The organism is Mycobacterium sp. Marseille-P9652, from assembly GCF_902652685.1.
Lineage (GTDB): Bacteria > Actinomycetota > Actinomycetes > Mycobacteriales > Mycobacteriaceae > Mycobacterium.
Window position 1 is genome coordinate 56,141 of sequence record NZ_CACRUY010000014.1, and the last position, 23,131, is coordinate 79,271.

The window sequence follows — 23,131 nt, forward strand, 5'->3', positions numbered from 1 at the left end:
GGGCCGTCGGCACCGCTGCAACAACCTTTTTCGCTGAGAAGGGAAAGCCGATGACCAGCCTGATCACTCAGCCCCAACTCCTGGCGTCGGCGGCGGCCGAGGTGTCATCGATCAACTCGACGCTCAACGAAGCCACGGCGGCCGCCGCCGGCCCCACCACCAGCGTGATGGCGGCGGCCCAGGACGAGATCTCGGCGATCACCGCGCAGCTTTTCGGTGCGTACGGTCAGGAATACCAGGCGCTGCTCGCCCAAGCCTCCGCGTTCCACGGCCAGTTCGTGGCTGCGCTGGCCTCGGCCGGAAACGCCTACGCGCAAACCGAAGCCGACATCGCGGCCGCGCTGGGTCTCGGCGGCGCTCCGGCCCCGGTGTTCGGCGCGGCACCCCCGGATCCCAACGTTCCGGTTCTGGCCAACCTGATCATGACCGGCAGTGGCACCGCCACACCGTCACCCACCTACCTCAACAACGTCGCGAGCCGCTACCTTTCCGGTCTCTACGGAGGCAACAACTACATCGGCGCCCTGCAGGCCGTGTCGACGGCCGAGGGCTTGTACCCCTACACCGGCGTCAAAGATCTGACGCTCGACATATCCCTGGCCCGCGGCGTCACCGAGCTGAACAACGCGATCACCGCGGTCCTCGGCCCGGCGCCCACCGGCAATGTCGTTTCCGTTCTGGGCTACTCGCAGAGCTCGATCATCGCGTCACTGGAGATGCCCAAGCTCATCGCCGAGGGCTACAACTCATCGAATGTCTACTTCACCCTGCTCGGTGACCCGGCGAACCCCAACGGCGGCCTGATCGCGCGATTCCCCGGCCTGACGCTGCCGAGCCTCGGCCTCACCTTCGGCACGTCGACCCCGAGCAACCTCTTCCACACCGACATCTACACCCTGGAATACGACGGTTTCGCCGACTTCCCGCGCTACCCGATCAACTTCCTCTCCGACCTCAACGCGCTGGCGGGCATCGTCTTCATCCATGGCTCGTACCCCACGCTGACGAGCGCACAGCTCGGGGCGTCTTACCTGCTGCCGGGATCGGAATCGCTGGGGACTCCCGGCAGCATGACCGACTACCACCTCATCCCCACCCAGAACCTGCCGCTGCTGACGCCGCTGCGGGCCCTCCCGATCATCGGCGACCCGCTGGCGGACCTGATCCAGCCGGACCTCAGGGCGATCGTGAACTGGGGCTACGGCGACCCGAACTACGGCTACTCGACCAGTCCGTCCAATGTTCAGACCCCGTTCGGGTTCCTGCCGCCGCTGAGCGCGACCACGGCTCTGGGTCCGCTACTGGTCACCGGCACCCAGCAGGGCGTCAGCGCCTTCACAAAGGACCTGGCGAACATCCTCCCGTCCGCGCAGGCGACCGGCAACGCCGCGCTCAGCGCGCTGACCGCGCCGTCCGCGTCCATACCGGCGAACCTGCCCGACCTCATCGCCGCCATCCAGAACGCGAACAACAACATCGTCGGCACGTTCACGAGCGACGTCTCGACCGCCTATGCGACGCTGCTGCCCACCGCGGACATCGCTACGGCCGTGGCGATTTCGGTTCCGTCCTACGACGTGAACCTGTTCCTGGACGGTATCTCCGAGGCGATCACCGTCGACCCGGTGCAGGGGCTCCTCGATGCGTTCGGCCGTCCGATCGCCGCCGACGTCGGACTGGTGACGCTGGCGGGAGGCTTCGAAGCCCTCAACTTCGTCAATGCCGGCAGGACGATCTTGACCGGAGTGCCGGCCCCCGGCCCCAACTGATTCGCCAGGCGCCGCGAATGACGCTGTGCTAGTTGCCTGTCGGCGATCGAAGCACCCTCGAACGCCCGCGCGCTAAATGCGCGCAACTGCCGGACAAACCGGCGCGATCCCTCTACGCTGACGAAGTGCCGAGGTGGCCAATCGCCAGGCGAGAGGATCTGCGCCGATGAGTTACGTTCTCGCTCAACCATCCACGATGACGGCGGCCGCCGCGGACATGGCGGCGATCGGCTCGACGATCAGCGAGGCCAACGCCACCGCCGCGGGCGCTACCACGGGGGTCGTGGCCGCGGCCGCCGACGAGGTGTCGGCCGCCACGGCAGCGCTGTTCGATGCCTACGCTCGGGATTACCAGGCGCTCATCACGCAGGCCGGCGCCTTCCACGACCAGTTCGCCGCCGCCCTGGCGGCCGCGTCGGGAGCCTACGTGGAAGCCGAAGCGGCGGCGTCCAATTCGCTGCGGTCACTCGCCGCACCCGCCGCCGGCGTGCCCGCGCTCAACGCCGCCGCGACAAACGTCGACGCGGGGCTGATCCTGGGCGCCAGCGGCGTGCCGATACCCAACGCGCAGTACATCGCCGCGGCCTACGCCAAGTACATTTCGCCCTATTTCACCACCAACAACCTGCAATCGGTGTTCACCCCCGAGGGGCTGTATCCGATCACCGGCATCAAGGACCTGACCCTCAACATCTCGGTCGACCGCGGCCTCACGATCCTGCAGAACGAGATCCTCGGCCAAGCCGCCATCGGAAAGCCGTTCACCGTGTTCGGCTACTCGCAGGGCGCCATCCTGGCCGCCCTGGAACTGCCGAAGCTCGCCGGCCTGGGGCTGCACCCGGGCGACGTGAGCTTCGTGCTCGTCGGCAACGAGATGACCCCGAACGGGGGCATGCTCGCCCGCTTCCCGGGACTGAACATTCCGAGCCTCGGCCTGCCGTTCTACGGCGGGATGGATGCGAACACGGGGTTCACGGTCATCAACAACACGCTGGAGTACGACGGCTTCGCCGACTTCCCGCAATACCCCATCGACTTTCTCTCCGACCTCAATGCGGTCATGGGCATCGTGTACGTGCACGGCACGTACCTGAGCATCCCGCAGTCGCAACTCGCTCTGGCCTTCGACCTGCCGACGTCCCCCGGTTACAACGGCGGCACCACCTACCGCATGATCCCCAGCCCGCACTTGCCCCTCGTCGAGCCGCTGCGCTCCATTCCCTACATTGGGAACCCGCTCGCCGAGCTGCTCCAACCCGATCTCCGATACCTCGTCAACTGGGGCTACGGAGACCCGGCTTACGGCTGGTCCACCGGCCCTGCGGACGTGACGACCCCGTTCGGCGTGTTCCCGCCGCTCAGCGCGACGACGTCGCTGCCCGGCTACCTGGTCAGCGGAACCCAGGAGGGTGTCGCCAACGCGCTCAACGCTTTACAGGCCGAGGGCCCGCCGCAGTTCTCGCTGCCCGACCTCGGCGGCGGTGGGCAGTCCCCGTTGCCGTCGCCGGGCACGCTGCTGTCCCCGGCGTCGCTCAACGGGTTCATCAAGGGCCTCGAGTCGGCCAACACGAACGTCGTCGGCGCCTTCACGGCGGACGTGTCGACGGCCTACGCGACGCTGCTGCCGACCGCCGACATCGCGACCGCGCTGGCCGTCACCCTGCCGTCCTACGACGTCAACCTCTTCCTGAGCGGAATCTCGCAGGCCCTCAACGGTGACCCCGTCGGGGGCATCGTCAACGCGATCGGAGGGCCGATCGTCGCCGACATCGGCTTAGGGACCGTCTCGGGCGGTGTCGAATTCCTCATCGGAGTGAGCGCGCTGCAGACCATCCTCCTCGGCACACCGCACCCGGCGCCCTAGGGTTCGAGCACGACCTTGCCCAGCACGCCGCCGTCGGCCAGGCTCTGCAGCGCGGCCTGCGCCTCGGACAGCGGATACCGTTGCGGCGGAGGGGGTTTGAGGCCCAGCGAAACTAACTGGCTGAGTCCCCACGAGAACAGGGCCGCCGAGCCGGGGACCTTGTTGAGGTATTCGCCCCACGCCACCCCGACCACGCTGACGTTGCGCAGCAACAGCCGATTGACCTTGACGGTCGGGATGCTGCCCGCCGCGAAGCCGATCACCAGGAGCTTGCCGTCGATGGCCAGCACCCGGATCGCGTCGTCGAACGCGGGGCCGCCGATGGGGTCGACGACGATGTCCACGCCCCGCCCGCGGGTGTATTCGCGCACCTGCGCGGCCCAGTCCTCGGAGAGCGGCACCACGAGGTCGGCCCCGACGGACGACACGAAGTCGGCCGCCGCCTCGCGGTGCACCACGCCGATCACCTTGCGGGCGCCCATCGCCTTGGCGACCTGAATCGCCGCGGTCCCGACCCCGCCGGCGGACCCGAGCACCAGCACGGTGTCGCCCGGACGCATGGCGGCGCGGCGGGCCAGGGCGAAGTACATGGTGTTGTAGTTGACCAACAGCGACACCGCTTCGGCGTCGTCGAGTTCGGCCGGACTGCGGATCACGTTCGGCACCGGGACCGCGACTCGCTCGGCATAAGCGCCGAGGATTCCGAACGCCGAAACGCGTTCTCCTTCACGGAATCCCGAGCCGGGCGGCGCGGAAACCACCACACCGGCGGCCTCCATTCCGGGGACGAACGGGGGCGGCAGCTTCAGCTGGTACTCGCCCTTGGCCAGGAGCAGGTCCGGAAAGCAGACGCCCGCCGCGTAAACCTCGATGACGACGCTGTCACCATCGCCGGTGACCTCGTCGATGTCGGTGTACACGACGCCGGAAGGGCCGGACAACTGTTGAACCACACAGGCTTTCATCAGCTTTACAGCTTGAAGGCGGCCCTCTGGGCGTTGGACAGGTCGCTGATCACGCCCCAGTGCGAGGCGATTTCCTCGACCGTCGGCGGCTTGTCGAAGGTCTCGCCCTCATTCTGGAACAGCGCGGCGCGCTGCACCTTGCCGCCGCCGACGATGTAGATCGAGGCGCTGTCGGGGCATTCCTCGGTGCACAGGTAGGCCACCACGGGGGCGACGAACTCGGGCGTGAGCTTCTCGAGCACCTCCTTGGGCAGGATGTCCTCGGTCATCCGCGTCGCGGCGATTGGGGCCAGCGCGTTGGTGTGAATGTTGTACTTCGCCCCCTCCTGCGCCAGCGTGTTGATCAGGCCGACGAGGCCGAGCTTGGCCGCGCTGTAGTTGGCCTGGCCGAAGTTGCCGAACAGGCCACTGGTCGAGGTGGCGACGACCACGCGGCCGTAGCTCTGCTCCCGGAAGTGCGGCCACGCGGCGCGGATCACGTTGTAACCGCCGTACAGGTGCACCTTGAGCACCGCGTCCCAGTTCTCGAACGACATCTTGTGGAAGGTGCCGTCGCGCAGGATGCCGGCGTTGCTCACCACACCGTGCACCGCGCCGAACTCGTCGAGCGCCGTCTTGATGATGTTCTCGGCGCCCTGCTGGTCGGCGACGCTGTCGTAGTTCGCGACCGCGCGGCCCCCGGCGTCCTTGATCTCGTTGACGACGTGGTCGGCCATGTTGTGGCCCGCTCCGGTGCCGTCGCGGGCGCCGCCGAGGTCGTTGACGACGACGCTGGCGCCCTCGCGGGCAAGGGTCAGGGCGTATTCACGCCCGAGCCCTCCCCCGGCTCCGGTGACGACGATGACGCGATCCTGCACTCCGGGCATCAGGTTCCTCTCTGAAGTTGTGTGATTGCAGTCGAATGGGTTTCGGCGCTGACCGGCGGGTGCCGGGTCGATCAGAACATCTTGCGCGCCATCTTGAACGCCATCTTGCTGTAGGGCGGGTAGATGAAGCTCGACATGTCCGGCCGGGTGGGCTTGGTGAGCACCGACTTGCGGTGGCTGAACTCCTCGAATCCGTACTTGCCGTGGTAGGCGCCCATGCCGGACGGCCCGACCCCGCCGAACGGCAGCTTGGCCGTCGACACCTGGAATGCGATGTGGTTGATCAGCATGCCGCCGGCCGGCACCTCCCTGATCACCCGCTCGCGGGTCTCCCGCGCCTTCGTGAACAGGTACGCGGCCAACGGCTTTGCGCGCGAGTTGACGAATCGTATTGCCTCGTCGAGGGATTTGACCGTGATGACCGGGAGGATCGGCCCGAAGATCTCGTTCTGCATCAGCGGGCCGTCCGGGTCGGGATCGACGACCACCGCCGGCTGGATGCGCAGGCTCGACGGGTCGCAACGGCCGCCGACGGTGACCTTGCCGTCGCCGCCGGCGAGGTATCCGCTGATGCGGTCGAACTGGCGCCGGTTGACGATGCGCACGCCGTCGGGCTTGTCCGACGTGAACTTGGTGACGGCCGCGTTGATCTTGTCCACCAGCTCGTCGCGGATCTTCGCGTCCGCGACCACGTAGTCGGGCGCCACGCAGGTCTGCCCGTTGTTGAGCAGCTTCATCCAGGCGATGCGCTTGGCGGCGACGTCGACGTCGGCGTCCGCGGCGACGATCACCGGGCTCTTGCCGCCGAGTTCGAGCGTGCAGGGCGTCAGGTGGGGCGCCGCCCCCTCGTAGACCTTGCGGCCGATCTCGGTGCCGCCGGTGAACATCACCCGGTCCAGGCCCTGGGCGATGAGCTCCTGGCTCACCGAGCCGTCACCCTCCACCACCGCGATCGCGTCGCTGTCGAGGTAGCGCGGCACCAGCTCGGCCATCAGGTGCGACGACGCCGCCGCGATCTCGGACGGCTTGAGGATGACCGCGTTGCCGGCGGCGATCGCCCCGACCGCCGGGCCCAGCGTCAGGTAGAACGGATAGTTCCAGGCGCCGATGATCAGCACGGTGCCGTACGGCTCGTACTCCACCCAGCCGCGGCCCGGGAGCTGCGGAACCTCCAGCAACTTGTACCGGCGGCGGGTCCACCGGCGCACGTGCTTGGCCGCGTACTTCGCCTCGCCCGCGGTGGTGGCGACGTCGGCGATGTAGGCCTCGAACGGGTTGCGGTCCAGGTCCTCGACGAGCGCGGCGGCGATCTTGTCCTCGTTCTCCTCCATCAGCTTCTGCAGCTGCAGCAGCTGCCGCTTTCGCCAGTCGAGGTCGCGGGTGCGCCCCGTCGCGAAGGTCTTGCGGAGGCGCGCCACCACACCGGGGATGTCGACCTGCTGGGCGGTCGGCACCCCATTGGTGGGGGATTCGGATGTCTTGGGCGCAACCGATTCGGTGGTCATCATTGTCCTTCCCTGAACGGGCCGTCGCGAAGGCGCCCGCTGCTCGTCGCGCTGAACGCTCATTGGGTGATACCCGCGATCCTAACCATCCGGTTGGGAGAGCAGTAGGAAAGATCCGCCGGGAGGACGAGGCCGGCCGCGCGGGCGGGGAGAATCGGGCCTTTCTGTCAGCCCTTGGTCGCGGTCACGAAGCTGTTGGCGAACGGCCGGTCGTCCGAGCGGGGCGGACGACCGAGGCGCAGGGCCTCGTCGCGCGCGTTGACGGCGCGGGTGGTCCAGCCGTGCGCGGCGAACCACTCGGCGCTGTCGGGGCGGCCCTCGTCGTCGAACCAGAGGTCGAACGGGTTGAACGAGGTGTCCTCGCCGCGCGCCTCGCGCTTCGCGCGCAGTTCGGCCCACTTCTCCTCGGCCTCGCGGCGCCTTTCGGGGTCGATCCCGAAAATCTCGACGGCCACCCGGCTGCCGGGCGCGCTCAGCGCGTCGATCGAGGTGAACATCGCCTCCTGCGCCGTCGCGGGGAGGAACGGCAGCAGCCCCTCGGCCAGCCAGGCGGTGGGGCGGGCGTCGTCGAAGCCGGCGTCGCGCAGCGCCCGCGGCCAGTCGTGGCGCAGATCGACGGGCACCGGCCGCCGGTCGGCGACGGGCGACGCGCCCTGGGCGGCAAGGGTGGCCGACTTGTACTCGAGCACCTTGGGCAGGTCGATCTCGTAGACGACGGTGTCGTCGGGCCAGGCCAGCCGGTAGGCGCGTGAGTCCAGGCCCGCGGCGAGGAGCACAACCTGACGAATGCCGGCGTCCGTCGCGTCCGCGAAGTACCCGTCAAAGAAGTGGGTGCGGACGGCCTGGTAGTCGATCATGTTCTGCGCGTTCACCGCGAAGTCCGGATCGTCGTCCTCGTCCGGGGCCGCCCACCACGCCGCCACCTGCTCGCGGACGCCGGCCAGCTCGGGCGTGGACACCAGCGGCTCGGCGAACTCGTCGCGGATCAGCGGGTCGGCACCCGCGGTCTCGCGCGCGCGGGCCAGCGCGACCATGACCGCGGTCGCCCCGACGCTGGTCGCGATGTCCCAGGAATCGTCCAGGCTCCGCGCCATCTACAGCCGCTCCCCGATCACGAAGTCAGAGAACGCGTCCTTGTCGTCGGCCAGCGGCACGCCCTCGACCCAGCGGCCGAGGCGCCGCATCTCGTCCGTCGACTTCTGCGCCCGGGCGCGCCAGCCGTGGTCGTTGAGCCACGCCGCGACGTCCGCCCGGTTGTCGTCGCGGTACATCAGCTCGCCGACGTCGACGGTCTCCTCCAGGCCGATCTCGTCGGCGACCCTCTTGAACCGCTCGCGCATCTGCTGGCGCCGCTCGTCGGCGTGAGCGGGCGCGGTCTCGGCCGAGACGCGGCTTCCGGCCGGGCTCAGCTCGCCGATCTGGGTGAACAACCGGTCCTGCGCCTCGGCCGGCAGGTACATCAGGAGTCCCTCGGCCAGCCACGCCGTCCGCGCGGACGGGTCGAAGCCCGCGTCACGCAGCGCGGCCGGCCAGTCCTGCCGCAGGTCGATGGGCACCTCGCGGCGGTCGGCGGTCGGCGTCACGCCGTTGTCCGCCAGGGTCTGCGACTTGTAGTCCAGCACCTGCGGCTGGTCGATCTCGTAGACGACGGTGCCGGCCGGCCAGTCCAGCCGGTAGGCACGCGAGTCCAGGCCCGAGGCCAGGATCACCACCTGGCGAATCCCGTCGGCGACGGCGTCGTTGAAGTAGGAGTCGAAGAAGTGTGTCCGGACGGCCTGGTAGCCGCGCATGTGCTCGAGGTGGGCGGCGGACTCGGAGTCGAGGGCCTCCACCTTGGCGGCGATCTCGGGGTCGAGCATGGCCTCCCACAACACGCCGGCACCCGCGTTGGTCACCAGAAGCTTGGCGTAGGGGTCGCGGATCAGCGGCTCCGGGCGCTCGCTCTCGACGGCCCGCGCGGCGGCCACCATCACGGCGGTGGCGCCGACGCTGGTCTTGATGTCCCAGGTGTCGTCGTGGGTGCGCAACGAGCTCATACGCTTCTAGCTCCTCGGGTCAGGCGGACGAATCGTCGAGCCGCGCCCGCAGCAGGGTGCTGCGGACCGCCTCGTCGGAAAGGTCGTCGGGCACCGGGCGGCCCAGCCGGGCCATCTCGTCCCGGTTGTTGACGGCGCTCACCTGCCATCCGTGGTCCGCCAGCCACTCGGCGGCGTCCGAACGGTCGGGCTCGTGGAAGGTGAGCGCGTGGACGTTGACGTCGAGGCCCAGACGCTCCCGCATGCGCCGCCAGCGCTGCGAGTTGCTCCGGGTGTTCAGGCCGAACGCCTCAACGGCGATGCTGCTGCCCGGCGCGCTGAGCGCGGTGACCAGCTCGAACAGCCGGTCCTGCGCGTCGCTCGGCAGGTACGGCAGGAGGCCCTCGGCCAGCCACGCCGTCGGCTGGGTGCGGTCGAATCCGGCGGCACGCAGCGCGGCCGGCCAGTCGTCGCGCAGGTCCACCGGCACCGGGCGCCGGCTGGCGGTCGGCACCGCGCCGTGCTCTTCGAGCGTGCGGGTCTTGTACTCCAGCACCTTGGGCTGGTCGATCTCGTAGACGGCGGTTCCCGCCGGCCAGTTCAGCCGGAAGGCGCGCGAGTCCAGCCCGGCGGCCAGGATGACCACCTGCCGGATCCCGGCGGCGGCCGCATCGGCGAAGTACTCGTCGAAGAAGTGGGTGCGGACCGCCTGGTAGTCGATGCCCAGCCGATACGCGCGCTTGCCCTGCTCATCGCCGTCCAGCCAGGCCAGTTCGGGGTCCGCGAGACGCGCCCACGAGATGCCGGCAGAGGACACCAGGATCCGGGCGAACTCGTCGGAGATCAACGGGGCGGGACCGGCCGTTTCCGCCGCCCGCGCCGCGGCGACGCCGAGCGCGGTGGCGCCGACCAGTTCGGTGATGGCCCAGGAGTCACCCTCGGTTCGCAGGGAGGACGGTGCCGGGGAGCAGTCATCGAGATCAGTCATGACCGCATCATGCTACCGGAGTAAGTTAGGCAAACTATGCGCTTTGTGCGCCAGGTCACTGCGGTCCGGCGTCAGGCCGCCACAGCGCGCCCTCCAGGAGCCGGCGCAGCACGTCGCTCACCGCCAGGATCTCCTCGTAGCTGCGGATGTAGCCGGAGTAAAACCCCACGCCGCACATCAGGACGAGCAGCGTTTCGACCAGGGCGGCCGGGTCGATGTCGCCAGCAACCTCCCCGTGCTCGATCGCGTCGTTGACCGCCCGCGTCAGGAATTCCCGGGTAATGGTGACCGAGTCGTTGTCCGTTTGGCTCAATTCCGGATGCCGCTGCGATTCCAGCACGCCGGTGATGAGAAACGCCGACACGGCCGGATTGTCGGAATTGGCCCGCACCGCGGCCGAGATGAATGCGGTCAGCCGACCGGTCAGGGTGGTCTCGCGCTGCGCCTCCCGGATGCCAGCGGTGATGACCACGTCATTGGTTTGCTGCAGAACCTCCCGGTAGAGCAGTCGCTTGCTGGAGAAGTAGTGATTGATGGCCGGCCTGGTCAAATCGGCGCGCGCCGCGATGGCCTGGAAAGTCGCACCGTCGTACCCGCGTTCGCTGAACACCAGGCGTGCGGCCTGCACGATGCGCTCACGCGTCTCGTCCGCTTTCGCGGCGGGGGGGCGTCCGGGCCTGCGGCTCGCCGTCGGCGACATTACTCGAGTGTGCCACCGCCGCGGTGAGGCATTAAAGCGTTGGGCGGAATTGTGCCGAACTTGCCGGCCTGATAGTCCTGCAGCGCCTCGATCAATTCCGAGCGCGAGTTCATGACGAATGGCCCGTAGTGGAATACCGGTTCGCGGATCGGTTGGCCGCCCAGCAGCAACACCTCGTACCCCGTCGGGGATGACGAGTCCTGGACGCCGTGGGCGCCGACGGTGATCCGGTCACCGGGCCCGAGGACGGCCAGCTGACCGGCATGCAACGGGTGGCCGGACGGCCCGACGTGTCCGCTGCCGGACAGCACGTAGAGCAGCGCGTTGAAGTCGCGCCGCCACGGCAGGCTGAGCCGGGCCCCCGGCGCAATGGTGGCGTGCGCGAGGGTGATCGGGGTGTGGGTGACACCGGGCCCGCGGTGGCCGTCGATCTCCCCGGCGATGATGCGGACCAAGGCTCCGCCGTCGTCGGAGGCCAGCAGGCCGACGTCCCCGCCCTCGATGGCCTGGTAGCGGGGCGGCGCGAACTTGTCCTTCTTGGGCAGATTGACCCACAGCTGGATGCCGTGGAACAGGCCGCCGCTTTCCACCAGCTCGGCGGGCGGGGTCTCGATGTGCAGGATGCCCGACCCGGCCGTCATCCACTGGGTGGCGCCGTCGGTGATCAGGCCGCCGCCGCCGTGCGAGTCCTGGTGCGCGAACTTGCCGTCGAGCATGTAGGTGACCGTCTCGAAGCCGCGGTGCGGGTGCCAGTCGGTGCCGCGCGGCTCCCCCGGCTCGTAGTCGACCTCGCCCATCTGGTCCATGTGCACGAAGGGGTCCAGGGCGGCGGCGCTCACCCCGGCGAAGGCGCGAACGACCGGAAATCCCTCACCCTCGTAGCCGCGCGGGCCGGTGGTGATCGACCGGACGGGGCGCTCCCTGTCGGCGGGACCGGCGGGGGTGACCCGCGGCAAAGTCAGGGTGTCTGCGGTGACGGCTGGCATGTGACCTCCGATAAGGGACTGCGAAGAACTGCCCCCTATAACCGGACTATGGTCCGGATATTCCCGAGCGGCGTTCAACCTGCCCCCGCCCGCTTAAGATGACGTCGTGCTTGGGGGACCAGTCCGACGGTCGCGGGCCGGACGCGCTGCGTGAGCGAGCCGGAAGAAGACGAACCCCAGCCCCACGTGGCGACGGTCCGCGGCGCCGGCGGCCGGTTCGGCGCGTCGATCCGAAAATCGGGCTACCTGCAGAAGTGGTTGGTGCTCGGCGTCACGATCGGCGTCATCTCCGGCCTGGGCGCCGTGGTCTTCTATCTGGCGCTGAAGTACACGGGCGAGTTCCTGCTGGGCTACCTGGCGGACTACCACATCCCGCGGCCCGTCGGCGAGGGCGGCGGGCGCGGATCCACCGGCTTCCAGCGCGCGTGGGCGATTCCGTTGGTGACGACGGGCGGGGCGCTGCTGTCGGCCCTGCTGGTCACCAAGTTCGCCCCGGAGGCCACCGGGCACGGCACCGACGCCGCGATCGAGGCGGTGCACACCGACCCTCGCGCCATCAGGTTCCGGGCGGTGCTGGTCAAGATGGTCGCGAGCGCGCTGACGATCGGCTCGGGAGGCTCGGCCGGCCGGGAGGGGCCGACTGCGCAGATGTCGGCCGGCTTCGGTTCGCTGCTCACCCGCCGGCTGCATCTGTCGGACGAGGACGGCCGGATCGCGGTGGCGCTGGGCATCGGCGCCGGCATCGGGGCGATCTTCGCGGCGCCGCTGGGCGGCGCCGTCCTCGCGGCGTCCATCACCTACCGCGACGATTTCGACTACGAGTGCCTGCTGCCGGGGTTCATCACGTCCGGCACGGCGTACGCGGTGCTCGGCTCGTTCCTCGGCTTCGACCCGCTGTTCGGCTACATCGACGCCGAGTACCGCTTCGAGCGGGCCTGGCCGCTGCTGTGGTTCGTGGTCATCGGCGTGGTCGCGGCGGCGGTCGGCTACCTGTTCGCCCGGTGTTTCCACGCCTCGGTGCGCATCGCCCACCGGCTGCCCGGGGGCCCGATCGTCAAGCCGGCGATCGGCGGGCTGCTGGTCGGCCTGCTGGGGTTGGTCATCCCGCAGATCCTGAGCAGCGGCTACGGCTGGGCTCAGCTGGCCGCCGACCGGGGATCGCTGATGGACATTCCGATGTGGATCGTGCTTGTCCTGCCCGTCGCCAAGATCGTCGCCACGTCGCTCTCGATCGGCAGCGGCGGATCGGGCGGACTGTTCGGCCCGGGGATCGTGATCGGCGCGTTCGTCGGCGCCGCCGTCTGGCGGCTGGGTGAGGCGTTCGCCCTGCCCGGGGTGCCCCACGAGCCGGGTGTGTTCGTCGTCGTGGGCATGATGACCTGCTTCGGCTGCGTCGCGCGGGCGCCGCTCGCGATCATGATCATGGTCGCGGAGATGACCGGCTCGTTCTCCGTCGTCCCGGGGGCGATCCTCTCGGTCGGGATCGCCGCGCTGCTGATGTCACGCACCAACGTCACGATCTACGAGGCGCAGCGCCTCAACCGCGAGACGGCGGCCGCCGAGCGCGCGGCCGCCGAGAGCGGGCAGGCCGACCAGGCCGCCTGACGCCGGTCGCCCTACTCCGACGTGGTGCGCGCGCTGCTGGCCGCGTCCTTCTCCGTCGACGCGCCCTCGTGGGTCAGCGCCCCGCCGGCGCTCTCCAGGTGCGCCCGCACGAACCACTGGAACTTCTCCAGGCTGCCGGCCTGGTCGATCAGCAGGTCCTGGGTGACCGGGTCGAGCTCCTCGGTCTCGGCGATGCTCGCCCGGATGTCCTCGATGACCCCGGTGTAGACCAGGTCGAGCGCCGCGAGGTGGGACTGGACGCAGTCGCGGCCCACGGAGTAGTCGTCCCAGGTGCGGTCCTTGATGATCGCTCCCGGCGTCCCCTGCGGCGAGGCGCCCAGGGCCGCGATGCGCTCGGCGACGTCGTCGGCGAAAGCGCGGACCGCGTCCACCTGCGGGTCGATCATCTCGTGCACCCCAATGAAGTTGGGCCCCACGACATTCCAATGAATGTGCTTGAGCGTCAGATGAAGATCGTTGTAAGTGCTCAGTTGCTTCTGTAGCAGTTCAGCAAGCCGGGCGCCCTGCTTGTCGGTCAGGCCCGGGATAGTGAACTGGGTCATCGATTGCCCCCTGCTATTGGATACGGTCACGTCTGCAACGGGATACCCGATGGCTCCGCCCGTAACCAACGCCTTTTCGGCGTCTACAGCCGGCTGATGTGCTGCACCGGAAGCCGCGCCCCGCGCCGGGGCTCGTACGCCAGCCCGCTGACTTCCAGCAATCGCACCGCCCGGTGGCGGTGGGGCCGCATCGGTTCGAGCAGTTCACACATGCCCGCGTCGTCCACCGGGTGGCCCAGCAGCGTCCAGCCGACCATCTTCGGGATGTGGTAGTCGCCGACCGAGAGGGCGTCGGCGTCCCCGAACGCCCGCTGCGCGGTTTCGGCGGCGGTCCAGATCCCGACCCCGGGCAGCGACGTCAGCGCCTCACGGGCCAAAGCCGGCGGCCGCGCGGCCAGCCGTTCCAGGGATGCCGCGCGGCGCGCGCACAGCACCACCGTCCGGGCGCGCCCGGGATCGACGTTGGCGCGGTGGAACTCCCACGACGGGATGGTGCGCCACGCCTCGGCCGACGGCGGGACGCGCATTCCGGCGGGCGCCGGTCCGGGTGCCGGCGTCCCGTACCGGGTCACCAGCAGGCGCCACGACCGGAAGGCGTCGGCGCCCGGCACCCGCTGCTCGATGACCGCCGGGATCAGCGCCTCCAGGACGAGCCCGGTGCGTCCGAGCCGGAAGTGCGGGACGCGGCGGTGCCCGGGGGCGACGACCGGGTCGACGGGTGCGAAGCCCGACGCGTCGTCCTCGAGGCCGAGCAGCGCGGGCAGCGCCTCGACGAATTCCTCGGCGCCGTCGCCCCACGCCTCGCAGTGGGCGGCGTCGGCCGCGGCGCGGCTGATCCGCGCGGTGACCGAACCGCTCGGGAGCAGGCTGGTGCGCCAGATCGTGCCGTCACCGGGCGCCTGAAAGCACGGGTCCCGCAGTCCCCGGCGAAGCGGCGCCAACGTGTGCCCGAAGCTGGCGGGGCCCGGGAACGTGACCGTGCGCGCGCTTTTCACCGCTGTCGAAACCGCCCTCATTGACCGCTGCTGATCTCCCAAGACAATATTGCGGTGTGGCGACGCCTTTCGATGACCCGCAGGGCGAACTCGCCTGGATGTTCCTCGAGAGCATCAGCGAGGGCGGCGATGTGGACGAGGGCTTCGCGCTCCTCAGCGACGACTTCACCTATTGGAGCCTCTACACGCGGTCGTCGTGCGACAAGGACACCCTGCGGCGGGCGATCGACGAACGCAAGCGGGTGCTCGAAGTGACCATCGACTTGGCCCGGTGCGTCAACGAGGGGGAAACGGTGGTCGTGGAGGCGCAGGCCAGCGGCACCACCACCGACGGTGTGAAGTACGAGAGCCCCTTCGTGTGCATCTTCGAGACCCGCGACGGGGTGATCGTCTCGATGCGTCTCTACAGCGACACCCGGGCGCAGGAAGCAGCGATGCCCGGGTGGATCCCCTACTGAGCCGCTATTCGGGTGCGACGCTGATCTCGGCCTTGTTGGGATAGAACGCGACGTGCCCCGCGATCGCCGCGACGGCCGGATAGGGCTGCTCGTAGGTCCAGATGACGTCGTCCACTGTGTCACCGGCCGCGGTGGTCACGCTGTAGTAGCTGGCGTCCCCCTTGAACGGGCAGTGGGTGCTGGTGGCGGTGCGGGTCAACCGGTCGGCGACCACGTCGTCCATCGGAATGTATTGCACCGCAGGCAAAGTCGCTTCACGCAGTTCCAGCGCCGACGTCGTGTCCGCGACGAGTTCGCCCTTGACGCGCACCTGCACGCGCCCCTTGGTCGGCTCGATCGTGATCGGGTGCCCGGCGCTGGGTTCCTTGATTTCCGGGTGGCTCATGGTGGGTTCCTCCTGAAGACGCGGATGACGATTGCAACGCCGGCGCGCGTTCGGGGCTTCCCGGCCGGACGTTATTCGGCGGCGGCGGCCCGGTTGTCCCTCTTGCCCGTGCGCATCGCCGCCCAGAACCGCGCGGCCTCGCGGATGGAGTCCTCGACCGGCCGGGGCTGCCAGCCCAGCTCGCGCACCGCCTTGCCGTGATCGACCGGCGCCTCGGCGCGCATCATGCGCACCGAAGCCAGGCTGAGTTCGGCGTCCTTCCCGGTGACCCGCGCCCGCAGGCTGCCCAGCGCGCCCAGCGCGTACAGCACCGGCACCGAGATCGAGCGTCGCGGCGGGGGCACGCCGGCCTCGTCGGCCGCGATGCGCACCACCTCCGTCAGCGGGATCATCTTCTCGCTGACGAGGTAGCGCTCGCCGGGTCGGCCGCGCTCGGCGGCCAGGATCATCGCCCGCGCGGCGTCGTCGACGCCGACGACCTCCAACTGGATGCCGTCCATCAGGAAGGGCAGCTTGCCGAAGACCGCCCCCGCGATGAATGCGCCGTGCGGGGTCCGGCCCCAGTCGCCGCTGCCGTAGGTCGTCGAGACGCACATCGCCACCGCGGGCAGGCCGAACTCGGCGACGTATCGCATGACGAGGTCCTCGGCCTGCACGCGGGAGCGGGTGTAGGCGGAGAGCCGGCGCACGTCGGCGACGTCCTCCTCGGTCGCCACGTGCCCGTGCCGCCGGCCCACCGTCGCGTAGGTGCTGGTGAAGACGAACCGGTGCAGGTTCGCGTGCACCGCTACGTCCAGGACGTTGCGCAGGCCCTCGACGTTGGTGCGGAACAGCGGCGCGGGGTCACGCAACCAGGCCCGGGTGTCGACGACGCAGTAGTAGACGTCGTCGACGCCGTCCATCGCCTCGCGCAGGGTGTCGGAGTCGAAGACGTCGCCGTGAAACCGGGTCAGCGCGAGGTCGTCGATGGCGCGGGTATTGGCGTTCGGCCGCACCATCGCCCGCACGTCGTAGCCGTCGGCGACGAGCATCCGGGTCACGTGCGAACCGAGGAATCCGTTGGCGCCTATGACCAGCTTGGGCTTCGCGCTCACTGCGCTCCTCCGTTCTGCTCCATCCAGCGCGCCGCGTCGTCGTCGAGCGTGCCCAGTTCCCGGGCCTTGCGGCACCACTTCAGTCCGGCGCGCAGGAAACGCAGCGGGTTGTAGATGTCCTCCTGGCGGCGCCACTGACCGTCGCCGGCGTAGGTGACGATCGAGATGTTCGTCGCGGTGATCACCGTGCCGTCACCCGGGTCCTTCATCGGGTTGTCCAGCTCGCAGATCACCCGCCCGGTCGGCTCGTCGATCACCGACCACAGCGACGGGAAGGCCACCATGTGGCTGCCCGGGAAGGTGGTCATCGTGCGCTGGATCCACGTGCGCACCTCGTCGCGGCCGTGCATGGTGCCCGCGGCGTGCTCGACGTACTCGACGTCCGGGGTGTACTGCTCGACCCACCCGTCCCAGTCGCGCGTCTCGGCGGCGCGGGACACCGTCGCCTCGAACTGCACGAAGGCGTCGGCCAGTTCGCTGCGGGAGAACTGTCGGGCGGTCACGCGCGCTCCTTTGCGCCGCTACACGTCATCGGCGGAGTGTAGCCTGGCGCGTGTCGTCGGTTACCGAGGAGGAGAACCAATGAGCACGCAAAAGGCGATCCTTGCGGGCGGCTGCTTCTGGGGCATGCAGGACCTGATCCGCAAACTACCCGGCGTGGTCTCGACCCGAGTCGGCTACAGCGGTGGCGACGTCCCGAACGCGACCTACCGCAATCACGGAACGCACGCCGAGGCCGTCGAGATCGTGTACGACCCGGCGGTCACCGACTACCGCACACTGTTGGAGTTCTTCTTCCAAATCCACGACCCCACAACGAAGAACCGCCAGGGCAACGACCGCGGGCTCAGCTACCGGTCGGCCATCTTCTACCTCGACAACGAGCAGAAGCGCGTCGCGCTCGACACGATCGCCGACGTCGAGGCCTCCGGCTTGTGGCCGGGCAAGGTGATGACCGAGGTCAGCCCGGCCGGCGACTTCTGGGAGGCCGAGCCGGAGCACCAGGATTACCTGCAGCGCTACCCGAACGGGTACACCTGCCACTTCGTGCGCCCCGGCTGGAAGCTGCCGCGTCGCGCGTCCGCACCGACGACCGGCTAGGAGCTGCCCTTCGGGCGCAGCATCGCGACGACGGCGTCCACCGCGTCCCGATCCCCCTGCGGCGCCGGGAGTTCGCGCTCCGGTTGCCGCCCCCACAGCAGCAGGGTGCGCACCGCGGGATGGCAACTCACGACCGGGCACCCGAGGTCCTGCGGGGCGGGCTCGATCGTCGTCACCGCACCGCCGGTGACCGCAACGTCGCGGGCCCCCGGCGAGCGCAGGACGACTGTGCCGCGATCCCCGGAGCGGGCCGGAAACACGTTGGGCCGCATGCCCGCAACCGTCGTCGCCGCGTGTGAGGCCAGCCGGGGGTCGCTGAGCGCGTCAACGCCCGTCCGGTCTGATCCGGCGATGTCCCAGCGATGGAGCACGAGTTCGCTTTCGATGTGCAGGATCAGCGTCGGTGCGTCCAACCGTGCGCCCGTGAACGCGACGCGACGACCATCGCCGGCGGCCGACAGCCGCTCCACCGCCACCGTCGCCCTCAGCGCCTCCCGAAAGAAACTCCGCCGCAGGCGCGTTGGCGACAGCGCTCGGTACGGCGCCTCACGTTCTTCGAAGTCCCGTGTCGCGCGCGTCGGCAACCCCGCGAGCTCGCCTTCGACCAGATCCGCGATCTCGGCCGACCCCGCGGCGAGGTGCGCGGTGAGCTCGTGAACCGTCCAGCCGGCACACCGTGTGGGCGCGTGCGGATCCGCCGACAACAGGCTCCGGGTGATGGCGACGAACGCCGCTTCCGCGGGTGGCCTCGTCAAGGGCAAAAGCCTTGCCGCTCCGGGTAGTTCGGCAATGGTCCGCGCGCATCCGGCGCGAAACGAGGGGCGGGCGAGCGCGTCGACGAGCAGTTTGTTCACGCCGACAACACAAGCACGGCCGGGGCGGCACCCGCTGGCGGGATTGCGACATCGCGGTGGCCCGACCGTGCAACGGGCGACTTATCGCCTGTGCACCACGATCCGCCCGCCGTCCTTGGGGGTGTAGGCGACGCCGCGGCCGTGCCACTTCTCCGCGGGCTCCGTCGTCGTCTCGATGGTGAAGTGTCGCAACACCGTTCGCAGCACCACGTCCATCTCCATGTTGGCGAACGCGGCACCCACGCACCGGCGGGTGCCGCCGCCGAACGGGATCCAGGCGAACGAGGAGGGCTTGTTGCCGATGAACCGATACGGGTCGAAGCGGTCCGGTTCGGGAAAGGCCTCGGGGTCGTCGTGGATCTGCGAGATGCTCACCAGCAGCGAGTCCCCGCGCGGGATGACCCACTCGCCGAGCCGGAACGCCGGCGGGTAGACGCGGCGGGCGGCGAAGTCGATCACCGTGCGGGCCCGCTGCACTTCCAGGATGGTCGCCTGGCGCAGCTCGCCGCCACCGGAGTCGGCCTCCTCGACGAGCGCCGCCAGCAGGTCCGGGTGACGCGTCAGCCGCTCGAAAGCCCACCCCAGCGTGGAGGCCGTCGTCTCGTGCCCGGCGGCGAGCAGGGTGAGCAATTCGTCGCCGATGTCCTTGCGCGACATGGCCGTACCGTCGTCGTAGGTGCTGCGCAGCATCAACGCCAGCACGTCGGTCCGCTCGGCGAAGTTCGGGTCGGCCCGCTCCGCCTCGATGAGTTTGTCGATGACGACGTCGTACCGGCGGCGCCATTCGTCCAGCCGCCCCCAGGGGCTGAACCGGCCATAGGTGCGCTGGGGCTTGGGCATGGTCGCCATGCGCGATCCCAGCGTGACCCACGGGGGGATGAGCCGGCGCAGCTCGTCGAGTTCGGCGCCCTCGGCCCCGAAGACGGCGCGCAGGATCGCGTTGAGCGTGATGTGCATCATCGACGGCAGCGTGGGGAACGACTGCCCCTCCGGCCACTTGGCGGTCTCGCGCAGCGTCTCCTCTTCGATGATCGCCTCGTAGTTCTTCATGCTCTTGCCGTGAAACGGCGGGGCGAGCAGGCGCCGCCGGCGCCGGTGGTCGTCACCGTCGAGCGCGAACACCGAGCCGGAGCCGAACATCCTGCTCAGGTTCGGCTGGATGTTGCCGAGCTCCTCGGGGCTGGTGGTGAAGATCTGCTTGGCCAGCTGCGTGTCGCCGACGATCACGACGCGGCCGTAGATCGGCAGCTCCAGCGTGAAGACATTGCCGTGGCGGCGGGCCAGCCACCGCATCATGGGCCGCCGCGTGAACGCAAAACCCAAGCCCGCCAGAACCTTTGGCAGGCGGGCCGTGGGGGGTAGCCTGACGTCGGCGGGTGCCGGCGCCTCGGTGACGACTTCGCTCATGACGGTGATGCTCCCATTTTCTCCCCCCGGGGCCCCGGGTGGTACGACGGTGTACCGCACACCTTTCCCCGTACGGTACTCTGTGGTACCAGGCATGACAAGGTGCTCACTCACGAAAGGCCCGCCGTGACGACAGCCCTGACAGCAGCGGAGGGTGACGCCGGGATCGGCGACCCGTTCCGGCTCCGCCTGCTCGACGGCCTCGCCGCCTCGATCGACGAGCGCGGCTATCGCGCCAGCACGGTCGCCGACGTCGTCCGCCACGCCCGCACCTCCAAGCGCACGTTCTACAGCCAGTTCGCCGGCAAGGAGGAATGCTTCCTCGAGCTGCTGCAGGCCGACGTCGAGAAGCTCGGCGAGCGCATCGCCGCGGCCGTCGACCCCGATGCCGACTGGCAGCACCAGATTCGCCAGGCGGTCGAGGCCTACGTCGGGCACATCGAGTCACGGCCGGCGTTGACGCTGAGCTGGATTCGTGAGCTGCCGTCACTGGGGGCGGCGGCCCGGCCGGCGCAGCGCCGCGGCCTGCAGCTCCTATCCGGACTGCTGGCCGGCCTCAGCGCGGGCCCGGGGTTCCGGCGGGCCGGGCTGCCACCGTTGACGCCGCCGCTTGCCGTCATCCTGCTGGGCGGCCTGCGCGAGCTGACCGCGCTGGCCGTCGAGGACGGGCGCCCGGTGCGCGAGATCGTCGAGCCAGCCGTCGACGCGTCGATCGCGCTCCTCGGCCCCCGCTAGGCTCGACAGCCGGAAGACCTCGACGAATTGGAGACTGCGATGCGCCTTTCGACCCGAAACCAGCTGAAGGGGACCATCACCGAGGTCAACCTCGGCAGCGTAATGGCGATCGTCAAGGTCAGGCTCGACGGCGGCGACCAGATCGTCACGTCGTCCGTCACCAAGGACGCCGCCCTGGACCTCGGCCTCAAGGAGGGTCAGCCGGCAACGGTGTTCATCAAGTCCACCGAAGTCACGATCGGCGTCGAGTAGCCTCACATGGCAGCCACTATGCGCGCCGAGCGCTTCTACGCCGACACCAAAAAGGTTGTGCTGGAGGATGTTCCGATTCCCGAGCCGGGGCCCGGGGAGGTTCTGGTCAAGGTCGCGTTCTGCGGCATCTGCCACTCCGACCTCAGCCTGATCAACGGCACCTTTCCGCCCCAGCAACCCGTGGTCACGCAGGGGCACGAGGCGTCGGGCACGATCGCCGCGCTCGGGCCGGGTGTGACCGGGTGGGCCGAGGGCGACCGGGTGGTGGTCGCCGCCGGCCGGCCCTGCCAGAGCTGCCCCAACTGCCGCCGCGGCGACGTGGTGAACTGCCTGCGAATCCAGTTGATGGCCTTCGCCTATGACGGCGCGTGGGCCGAGTACACGGTGGCGCAGGCGGCGGGCCTGACCCGCGTGCCGGAGAACGTGCCGCTGGAGCAGGCCGCGATCCTGGCCGACGCGGTGTCGACGCCGTACGGCGCCGTGGTGCGCACCGGCAAGGTGACGGTCGGGGAATCGGTCGGCGTGTGGGGCGTCGGCGGCGTGGGCACGCACATCGTGCAGCTCGCCCGGTTGGTCGGCGCGGTCCCGATCGTCGCCGTCGACATCGAACCCGTCGTCCTCGACCGGGCTCTCGAACTCGGCGCCGACTTCGCCTTCAGCTCACGCGACGACGCGCTGGGCGACAAGATCGCGGAGGTGACCGGCGGGCGCCGCCTCGACGTCGCCTTCGACGCCGTCGGGCTGAAGTCCACGTTCGAGCAGGCGCTGGACTGCCTGGGCGTCGGCGGCCGGCTGGTGGGTGTGGGGATGAGCGCCGAGGCGCCGACCGTCGGCCCCACCGCGCTGTTCGGGCTGACCCGCAAGCAGGCTCTCGGGCACCTCGGCTACCAGAACGTCGACATCGAGACGCTGGCGAAGCTGGTTTCGCTTGGGCGCCTTGACTTGTCGCGGTCGATCAGCGAGGTCGTCTCGCTCGAGGACCTGCCGCTGGGCATCGAGAAGCTGGAGCGCCGCGACGGCAACCCCATCCGAATCCTGGTCAAGCCCTGACGTTTTCCCGTCGAACGTCGACGTGTTGCGGCGAACGGCGTGATTGATCGACAACGACTCGACGCTCAGCGGTCACCCCTCGTAACGCAGGAAGGCACGCAGCCGGTCGAGCACCAGCTCGGGCGCCTGCTCGACGATCCAATGGCCGACACCGTCGACCAGTTCGACGTCGAAATCGCTGATCCGCTCGTCGTATCCGGCGAGCAGGTCGGGGACGAGCACCGGGTCCTTGGTGCCGGTCAGCCAGCGCACTGGGACGTCGACGCGAATGTCGTTGTACTCCCCGCGCAGCCAGCGCACCAGCTCCGTGGTCTGGAAGGTGCGGTACCACCGCGACCCGGCGACCGCGTGCCCGGGCTCGCGCATGCAGTCGATGTAGAAGCGCACGTCCTCCTCGGGCGCCAGGAAGCCGCCGCCGACCCACGCCGCCAGCGAGCGGTAGAACCGGGCGTTCGGGTCACTGATCAGCCGCGGCCCGACGACCGGCAGCAGGATCGGGATCTGGTACCAGAACCGCCAGAGGTTGCGCAGCAGCGACAGGTCCGGCTTCACCCACGGCGCCACGGTGTTCAGCCCGAAGAATCCGCTGACCTTCTCGGGATGGCGCAGCATCAGGATGAACGCGACCGGGCCACCCCAGTCGTGCGCGACCAGCCGCACCGGCCCCACGCCCAGGCGGTCCAGGACCCCGGCCAGGTCGTCGGCCATGTCGTTCTTGAGGTACCGGGACCGCGGGGCCGAACTCCAGCCCGCCCCGCGCAGGTCCGGGCACAGCACCCGGTAGCCGTCGGCGGCCAGCGGACCGATCAATTCGTGCCACTCCCACCAGTTTTGCGGGAACCCGTGCACCAGCATCACCGGGGCGCCACCGGGCGGCCCGGCCTCGGCCACGTGAATCGTGACGCCGTTCCCGACGTCGACATACCGGTGTTCCACGCCGTCCAGGGTGGGCATTGTGACCATGCCCCAAGAAC

24 protein-coding genes are annotated in these 23,131 nt (G+C 69.5%); 8 read left to right on the top strand and 16 right to left on the bottom strand.

What is annotated here, in order from left to right:
• Positions 1 to 50 precede the first annotated feature (50 nt).
• Positions 51 to 1,769, top strand: a complete 1,719-nt coding sequence (locus GPY60_RS10590) for a PE family protein (protein WP_156687618.1) — start codon at positions 51 to 53, stop codon at positions 1,767 to 1,769.
• A gap of 166 nt (positions 1,770 to 1,935) precedes the next feature.
• Positions 1,936 to 3,633: a PE family protein gene (locus GPY60_RS10595; RefSeq protein WP_156687619.1), complete on the top strand. Its 1,698-nt coding sequence runs from the start codon at positions 1,936 to 1,938 to the stop codon at positions 3,631 to 3,633.
• Here the strand turns inward: GPY60_RS10595 and GPY60_RS10600 are convergent.
• The 8 genes from GPY60_RS10600 to GPY60_RS10635 all read right to left on the bottom strand — a co-directional run bounded on the left by GPY60_RS10600 (position 3,630) and on the right by GPY60_RS10635 (position 11,658).
• Complete coding sequence (locus tag GPY60_RS10600) at positions 3,630 to 4,598, bottom strand: NADPH:quinone oxidoreductase family protein (protein WP_156687620.1); 969 nt, start codon at positions 4,596 to 4,598, stop codon at positions 3,630 to 3,632. The two genes, GPY60_RS10595 and GPY60_RS10600, sit on opposite strands and share 4 nt — an antisense overlap.
• 5 nt (positions 4,599 to 4,603) lie before the next feature.
• Positions 4,604 to 5,464 (bottom strand): SDR family oxidoreductase, encoded by an 861-nt coding sequence (locus tag GPY60_RS10605; protein ID WP_156687621.1) that lies wholly within the window; start codon positions 5,462 to 5,464, stop codon positions 4,604 to 4,606.
• A gap of 71 nt (positions 5,465 to 5,535) precedes the next feature.
• Positions 5,536 to 6,972 carry an aldehyde dehydrogenase family protein gene (locus GPY60_RS10610; RefSeq protein WP_156687622.1) on the bottom strand — a complete coding sequence of 479 codons (1,437 nt, stop codon included), beginning with the start codon at positions 6,970 to 6,972 and terminating at the stop codon, positions 5,536 to 5,538.
• Positions 6,973 to 7,136: 164 nt separating this feature from the next.
• Positions 7,137 to 8,063 carry an SAM-dependent methyltransferase gene (locus GPY60_RS10615; RefSeq protein ID WP_156687623.1) on the bottom strand — a complete coding sequence of 309 codons (927 nt, stop codon included), beginning with the start codon at positions 8,061 to 8,063 and terminating at the stop codon, positions 7,137 to 7,139.
• The gene (locus GPY60_RS10620; RefSeq protein WP_156687671.1) at positions 8,064 to 8,996 is read right to left on the bottom strand and encodes a class I SAM-dependent methyltransferase; all 933 of its coding nucleotides are present in this window, start codon (positions 8,994 to 8,996) and stop codon (positions 8,064 to 8,066) included.
• 28 nt (positions 8,997 to 9,024) lie between these two features.
• Complete coding sequence (locus GPY60_RS10625) at positions 9,025 to 9,972, bottom strand: class I SAM-dependent methyltransferase (RefSeq protein ID WP_156687624.1); 948 nt, start codon at positions 9,970 to 9,972, stop codon at positions 9,025 to 9,027.
• Between the two features lie 55 nt (positions 9,973 to 10,027).
• A complete protein-coding gene (locus GPY60_RS10630; protein WP_156687625.1) occupies positions 10,028 to 10,672 on the bottom strand; it encodes a TetR/AcrR family transcriptional regulator in 645 nt (214 codons plus the stop codon).
• Positions 10,672 to 11,658 carry a pirin family protein gene (locus GPY60_RS10635; RefSeq protein WP_156687626.1) on the bottom strand — a complete coding sequence of 329 codons (987 nt, stop codon included), beginning with the start codon at positions 11,656 to 11,658 and terminating at the stop codon, positions 10,672 to 10,674. Before GPY60_RS10635 ends, GPY60_RS10630 begins: the two co-directional genes overlap by 1 nt.
• 150 nt (positions 11,659 to 11,808) lie before the next feature.
• On the opposite strand from GPY60_RS10635, the gene GPY60_RS10640 reads away from it, so the two are divergent.
• On the top strand, positions 11,809 to 13,263 hold the full coding sequence (locus tag GPY60_RS10640; RefSeq protein WP_156687627.1) for a chloride channel protein: 1,455 nt from the start codon (positions 11,809 to 11,811) through the stop codon (positions 13,261 to 13,263).
• A gap of 11 nt (positions 13,264 to 13,274) precedes the next feature.
• Here GPY60_RS10640 and GPY60_RS10645 read toward each other — a convergent pair whose 3' ends face one another.
• Both GPY60_RS10645 and GPY60_RS10650 read right to left on the bottom strand, forming a co-directional pair.
• The gene (locus tag GPY60_RS10645) at positions 13,275 to 13,826 is read right to left on the bottom strand and encodes a Dps family protein (protein WP_156687628.1); all 552 of its coding nucleotides are present in this window, start codon (positions 13,824 to 13,826) and stop codon (positions 13,275 to 13,277) included.
• An 83-nt stretch (positions 13,827 to 13,909) separates the two neighbouring features.
• Positions 13,910 to 14,842, bottom strand: coding sequence for a DNA-3-methyladenine glycosylase family protein (locus GPY60_RS10650; protein WP_156687629.1), 933 nt, complete (start codon positions 14,840 to 14,842; stop codon positions 13,910 to 13,912).
• Between the two features lie 35 nt (positions 14,843 to 14,877).
• Here GPY60_RS10650 and GPY60_RS10655 point away from each other — a divergent pair, with 35 nt between their 5' ends.
• Complete coding sequence (locus GPY60_RS10655; protein WP_156687630.1) at positions 14,878 to 15,279, top strand: nuclear transport factor 2 family protein; 402 nt, start codon at positions 14,878 to 14,880, stop codon at positions 15,277 to 15,279.
• 4 nt (positions 15,280 to 15,283) lie between these two features.
• On the opposite strand, the gene GPY60_RS10660 is transcribed toward GPY60_RS10655, so the two are convergent.
• From GPY60_RS10660 to GPY60_RS10670, 3 genes are all read right to left on the bottom strand, one after another.
• Positions 15,284 to 15,664 (bottom strand): DUF427 domain-containing protein, encoded by a 381-nt coding sequence (locus GPY60_RS10660; protein WP_156687631.1) that lies wholly within the window; start codon positions 15,662 to 15,664, stop codon positions 15,284 to 15,286.
• Positions 15,665 to 15,735: 71 nt separating this feature from the next.
• On the bottom strand, positions 15,736 to 16,758 hold the full coding sequence (locus GPY60_RS10665; RefSeq protein ID WP_156687632.1) for an NAD-dependent epimerase/dehydratase family protein: 1,023 nt from the start codon (positions 16,756 to 16,758) through the stop codon (positions 15,736 to 15,738).
• Positions 16,755 to 17,261, bottom strand: a complete 507-nt coding sequence (locus GPY60_RS10670; protein WP_156687633.1) for a nuclear transport factor 2 family protein — start codon at positions 17,259 to 17,261, stop codon at positions 16,755 to 16,757. Before GPY60_RS10670 ends, GPY60_RS10665 begins: the two co-directional genes overlap by 4 nt.
• A gap of 79 nt (positions 17,262 to 17,340) precedes the next feature.
• Between GPY60_RS10670 and msrA the strand changes: the two genes are divergently transcribed.
• Positions 17,341 to 17,859 (top strand): peptide-methionine (S)-S-oxide reductase MsrA, encoded by a 519-nt coding sequence (gene msrA / locus GPY60_RS10675; protein ID WP_156687634.1) that lies wholly within the window; start codon positions 17,341 to 17,343, stop codon positions 17,857 to 17,859.
• On the opposite strand, the gene GPY60_RS10680 is transcribed toward msrA, so the two are convergent.
• Both GPY60_RS10680 and GPY60_RS10685 read right to left on the bottom strand, forming a co-directional pair.
• Positions 17,856 to 18,614: a maleylpyruvate isomerase N-terminal domain-containing protein gene (locus tag GPY60_RS10680; RefSeq protein WP_197283627.1), complete on the bottom strand. Its 759-nt coding sequence runs from the start codon at positions 18,612 to 18,614 to the stop codon at positions 17,856 to 17,858. The genes msrA and GPY60_RS10680 overlap by 4 nt on opposite strands.
• Positions 18,615 to 18,794: 180 nt before the next feature.
• Positions 18,795 to 20,120 (bottom strand): cytochrome P450, encoded by a 1,326-nt coding sequence (locus GPY60_RS10685; protein WP_156687636.1) that lies wholly within the window; start codon positions 20,118 to 20,120, stop codon positions 18,795 to 18,797.
• 138 nt (positions 20,121 to 20,258) lie between these two features.
• Here GPY60_RS10685 and GPY60_RS10690 point away from each other — a divergent pair, with 138 nt between their 5' ends.
• Genes GPY60_RS10690 through GPY60_RS10700 form a run of 3 tightly spaced genes read left to right on the top strand, consistent with a single transcriptional unit; the run spans position 20,259 to position 22,157 of the window.
• A complete protein-coding gene (locus GPY60_RS10690; RefSeq protein ID WP_156687672.1) occupies positions 20,259 to 20,855 on the top strand; it encodes a TetR/AcrR family transcriptional regulator in 597 nt (198 codons plus the stop codon).
• Positions 20,856 to 20,894: 39 nt separating this feature from the next.
• The gene (locus tag GPY60_RS10695; RefSeq protein ID WP_156687637.1) at positions 20,895 to 21,107 is read left to right on the top strand and encodes a TOBE domain-containing protein; all 213 of its coding nucleotides are present in this window, start codon (positions 20,895 to 20,897) and stop codon (positions 21,105 to 21,107) included.
• Positions 21,108 to 21,113: 6 nt separating this feature from the next.
• On the top strand, positions 21,114 to 22,157 hold the full coding sequence (locus GPY60_RS10700) for a zinc-binding dehydrogenase (protein ID WP_156687638.1): 1,044 nt from the start codon (positions 21,114 to 21,116) through the stop codon (positions 22,155 to 22,157).
• Between the two features lie 72 nt (positions 22,158 to 22,229).
• On the opposite strand, the gene GPY60_RS10705 is transcribed toward GPY60_RS10700, so the two are convergent.
• Positions 22,230 to 23,120 carry an alpha/beta fold hydrolase gene (locus GPY60_RS10705; protein ID WP_156687639.1) on the bottom strand — a complete coding sequence of 297 codons (891 nt, stop codon included), beginning with the start codon at positions 23,118 to 23,120 and terminating at the stop codon, positions 22,230 to 22,232.
• Positions 23,121 to 23,131: the final 11 nt, after the last annotated feature.